3 protein-coding genes and 1 pseudogene are annotated in these 3,885 nt (G+C 58.9%); 2 read left to right on the top strand and 2 right to left on the bottom strand.

What is annotated here, in order from left to right; translation table 11 throughout:
• Positions 1–140: 140 nt before the first annotated feature.
• Positions 141–1,351: pseudogene (locus EN925_RS26745) on the bottom strand (DUF932 domain-containing protein).
• A gap of 417 nt (positions 1,352–1,768) precedes the next feature.
• Here EN925_RS26745 and EN925_RS26740 point away from each other — a divergent pair.
• Positions 1,769–2,296: a MucR family transcriptional regulator gene (locus EN925_RS26740; RefSeq protein ID WP_128337045.1), complete on the top strand. Its 528-nt coding sequence runs from the start codon at positions 1,769–1,771 to the stop codon at positions 2,294–2,296.
• A gap of 84 nt (positions 2,297–2,380) precedes the next feature.
• On the opposite strand, the gene EN925_RS26735 is transcribed toward EN925_RS26740, so the two are convergent.
• A complete protein-coding gene (locus EN925_RS26735) occupies positions 2,381–2,692 on the bottom strand; it encodes a DUF736 domain-containing protein (protein WP_127370333.1) in 312 nt (103 codons plus the stop codon).
• Between the two features lie 850 nt (positions 2,693–3,542).
• Here EN925_RS26735 and EN925_RS26730 point away from each other — a divergent pair.
• Positions 3,543–3,824 (top strand): HU family DNA-binding protein, encoded by a 282-nt coding sequence (locus tag EN925_RS26730; RefSeq protein ID WP_095089546.1) that lies wholly within the window; start codon positions 3,543–3,545, stop codon positions 3,822–3,824.
• Positions 3,825–3,885 lie beyond the last annotated feature (61 nt).

Below are 3,885 nucleotides of genomic sequence, written 5' to 3'. Positions count from 1 at the left end.
TGCCCGCCACGTCTCGGTACGGCCGGAAACTTTAATCCTGGCTACCCGTCGGGCGTCATACTTTGATATGACGGTCTCGTTGATACGGCGGACCTAATAGGCCGCGCGGCGAGACGTTCGCTGCGCGGCCTTTCGTTTGCTCATGCCGCCCGTTCCAACAAGGCCTTCGCCCTGCCTTCAAGCTCCAGTCGGCTATCCTGATGCGCCTTGCTGCGGGCGTGCGCAGTCATGCCCTGCACGAAATCGAAGATGCTTTCGGGCAGGCGGCCTTCCTCCTGCAAAACTGCCTCGATGATCTTGCTTGTTTCGCTCTTGGAGAAACCGCGCTTGCGCAGGAAGCCTTCGCGGTCTTCGTCGCTACGGGCGACGATCTTCTCACGTGCGGCCTTGATGCCGGCGATAAACGGCGCGGGGCTAGAGTTCGCAAAGCTCGTCAAAGCGGGCGCTGCCTCATGAGCAAAACGAAGTGCTGCAAACTTCGAATGCCGGATGCTGATCTCCTCGAAGCCTTCTACGCCCCAAAGATTGCGGTTCATGCAAACGGCGCGGAGATAGAAACTCGCAACGCCCAACGTCTTACTGCCAACCTCCGAATTCCAGCAATAGAAACCGCGAAAATACAAATCCGGTTCGCCATTCGGGAGCCTTCCGGCTTCGATCGGATGGGTATCGTCAACGAGAAACAGGAACACGTCGCGGTCGCTGGCGTAAAGCGTGGTGGTGTCCTTGGTGATGTCGACGAATGGATTGTGAGTCATCGTAGCCCAATCCAGAACGCCCGGCACCTTCCACATGGTGTCACCGGTACCATTGCCCGCGATCTTCATCACGGAGGCGACAAGCTCGTGATCCCAGATACGGCCATAGTCCGGGCCGGTTACGGCGCGAAGTTCAATGCGCCCGTCTGCCGTCTCGAGGGTCTTCATCAATTCCGCCCGATGGCTCAGAAGGCCGTGCTGTAAATTGATGCCTGCCAGCGGCGCGGGAAGCTGGCGCATGTAGGTCGCCGGTGCGCTGACAAGGCTGCAAAGTTGGCCAAAACTCCAATGCGTGGGCGCAATTGGTTCTCCTGTCCGGGGACGATAAGCGAAAGCCGCTCTGCATTGTCGCGGGTAGCTTCCACGCGAACAGCGCGGCTCTCGACGGTGCGGGCGGTAGCGCGGTCCGCTCTCTGCTTCACGGCATCAAAAAGCTCGGTGAGGCTCAGATAGCGCTCGTCATCGGGACGCGAAAACCATTCCGAGGAAACCCGCCCGATCCTCTCGCCGCGCGTGACGTCAACGCGGAAGCCGCTGGAAACCGCCTGCTGCTGACTGTTGTTCTCGCCGTCGATGATGGTGGTCATGTTCATTGTGCTCACTCCTTTTCCGTCAATGCCGAAGGCATGTCCCCCGGCATGCCTTCCGGGGGCGCGAGAGCGCGCGGGAGTGATGGGGGCCAATGCCGGCGCGCTGAGCCGGGGTGCACGGTCGAGCGAAGCAGATGGAAATTGATGGTCGCTGTTGCTGCAATCGCCCGCTTTGCGAGCCTGCGGCCTTGCTCTGCACAGGCGGCACTGGCGGGGAAGCGAGGGGAAGTTCCTCGCTTCCCAACGGATCGACAAGGGTATCCGCAGTCGATCAGAACGATGAAAGCGAAGCTTACTCTTATAATGTTGTGCAAGAGATTTGGATTTTACAGAGAAACGTACTACTTGCCTCATTGGCGGGACGGGGAAATCAAACGTCGCTCAATTCGTCCGATACAAGATACAATAAGAGGAAATTATATGACCACTGCTCTCGAAAAAGACGGCCAACTGGATACCGTGTCGATCGCGGCCGACATCGTCGCCGCCTATGTGTCGAACAATCCATTGCCGGTCGGCGAGTTGCCGAAGCTTATCGGCGATATCCATGCCGCTCTGAAAGGCATCGGCACGCCGGCGATAGAGCCTGTGATCAAGCAGGAGCCGGCAGTATCGATCAAGAAGTCGGTGACGCCGGATTTCATCATCTGTCTGGAAGACGGAAAAAAATGCAAATCGCTGAAGCGGCATCTTCAGCATTTTAATCTGACCCCTGACCAATACCGGCAGAAGTGGAACCTGCCTGCCGATTACCCGATGGTGGCACCGAACTACGCGGCCACCCGCTCGGCTCTGGCGAAGGCATCAGGGCTCGGGCGCAAGGCGGCTGCGCCTCCTGCCGCGGCGGAAAAGCCAAAGCGGGATGCTCGCGCGGCAACAGCGAAGACGGCCGCAGCCGCAATCAAGTCGCCTGTGAAGAAGCCGCGCAAGGCGCTAGCCAAAGCGTAGTACACCGCGTCTGGCAGAGCTTAGAGATCGCGGACCTGAACATGACGAAGCCCCGCCTTGCCGCGAGGCTTCGTGTTTTGTGGATCACTCGGCGGCGCGGCGTGACCAGATAAGCGAGAAATCGCCCTCGTTCTCGGTCTCGACCAGGCTCGCATAGATCGGAGCGGGGAAGCTGGGATCGTCGAGCTTGACTGAGTGGTAGTCGCGGCCTTCTCGCGAGGTCTTCTTCCATGCCGCCCCGAACTCGGTGGCGCCGGCGAAGATGCGGAAGTCCGGACCCTTTTCATTTTCGCCATCGGTCGGAGAGAACGTTACCGTCTTGACGTTGAGGTTGAGAGTCTTGACCGAGCCGGAGAAGCCCTTCGCGGTGCGGGAGAAAGTGCCGATCGTAGCCATTGTGGTAGTTCCTTCTGTTTTTCTCGGGCCGCGCCCATCGCGGCCTCGATGGTGGTCGTGAGACCGGAGACGATCGGTCCGCACCCTGAAGGGGCTGGAACGAAGTGAAAGACGGCGGCGCGAGGCTTTCTTGGATCGCGAGGAATGGACGCGCAGCGACCAGGGGAAGAAAACGCAGCGACGTCGTTGCGGGAAGACGATCGAGACTGAGCGCAGCGAAGGCGGTCTTCGGTCAGACCCAATCCATTCGAGGACGCCGTGGGCGTGGCTTGGAAAGAATACGCGGAAGGAACGCCACAGTGGCTAGATCAGTCACGACCATTGTCGCTTGCGCCGCTGCGCTTCTCTATTTCGGTCAAAGACGCTTCCTCACTCGCCAAGGCGGTGTTGGTCCTACTCCACCGGTGAAGAAGAGACGTCCGATTTCCCTGATCTTTGGGCTGAATCGTCGTCGCGTTCGGGGCGTCTCCGAAGACGACCATTGATTGTTGAGGGCAGCGGCTTCCAAGCCGCCAAATGCCGTGACGATTTCCTCTCTCACGTCGATTCGATGCAAGTCTGATTTGAGATCGAAGGCGGACCATAGCCGCGTCACACCTGATCCTCCACCTCATCGCCGAATGTTCCCGCCGCGGTCACGCCTGACGCACGGTGAGGCATTGCTGGGAACGGGTCGCTTCCACGCCGGGCGTCTACCGAGATGCGCTGCGTGACTTTCGCGATAAGAGTGGTGGAAATTCCCGGCTCGAGCATTTGTTTGCACTGGATTCCGTTCTTTGACGCGATGACAGTGTGGAATTGCCTGTGCCATAAGGCCAGTCGTTGAACCAACTCAGAAGGGATGGAAACGATGGCTGTAAACACGATCGATATTGCCGAACGCCTTGCAGACGCGCACGGCCTGTCGAAAACCCAAGCGAAATCCGTGGTCGAGGATGTGTTGAAGGGCATTGCGGAAGCCGCTGCCAAGGGCGAGGAAATCAGCCTCAATGGCTTCGGCAAGTTCAAGGTACAGAACAAACCAGCGCGCGATGGCCGCAATCCCTCGACTGGCGCCACGATCAAGATCGCCGCATCTAAGAAGATCGTCTTCCAGCCGGCAAAGGCTCTCAAGGACTCGGTGAACGGCTGACCATTTATGACGACACATCTCGTCTGATGGTAACGCGCTGTCCTGTTGGGCGATGGTGTCT

Source organism: Mesorhizobium sp. M7A.F.Ca.US.006.04.2.1 (genome assembly GCF_004022915.1).
GTDB classification, from domain to species: domain Bacteria; phylum Pseudomonadota; class Alphaproteobacteria; order Rhizobiales; family Rhizobiaceae; genus Mesorhizobium; species Mesorhizobium ciceri.
The sequence above is the reverse complement of the archived record's forward strand: the minus strand, read 5'-3'. Positions and strand labels throughout refer to the sequence as shown.

What these genes read in the sequence shown, in the direction of transcription:
- EN925_RS26735 (WP_127370333.1), bottom strand. Translation starts at nt 2,692, where the DNA reads ATGGCTACGATCGGCACTTTCTCCCGCACCGCGAAGGGCTTCTCCGGC.
- EN925_RS26730 (WP_095089546.1), top strand. Translation starts at nt 3,543, where the DNA reads ATGGCTGTAAACACGATCGATATTGCCGAACGCCTTGCAGACGCGCAC.
- EN925_RS26740 (WP_128337045.1), top strand. Translation starts at nt 1,769, where the DNA reads ATGACCACTGCTCTCGAAAAAGACGGCCAACTGGATACCGTGTCGATC.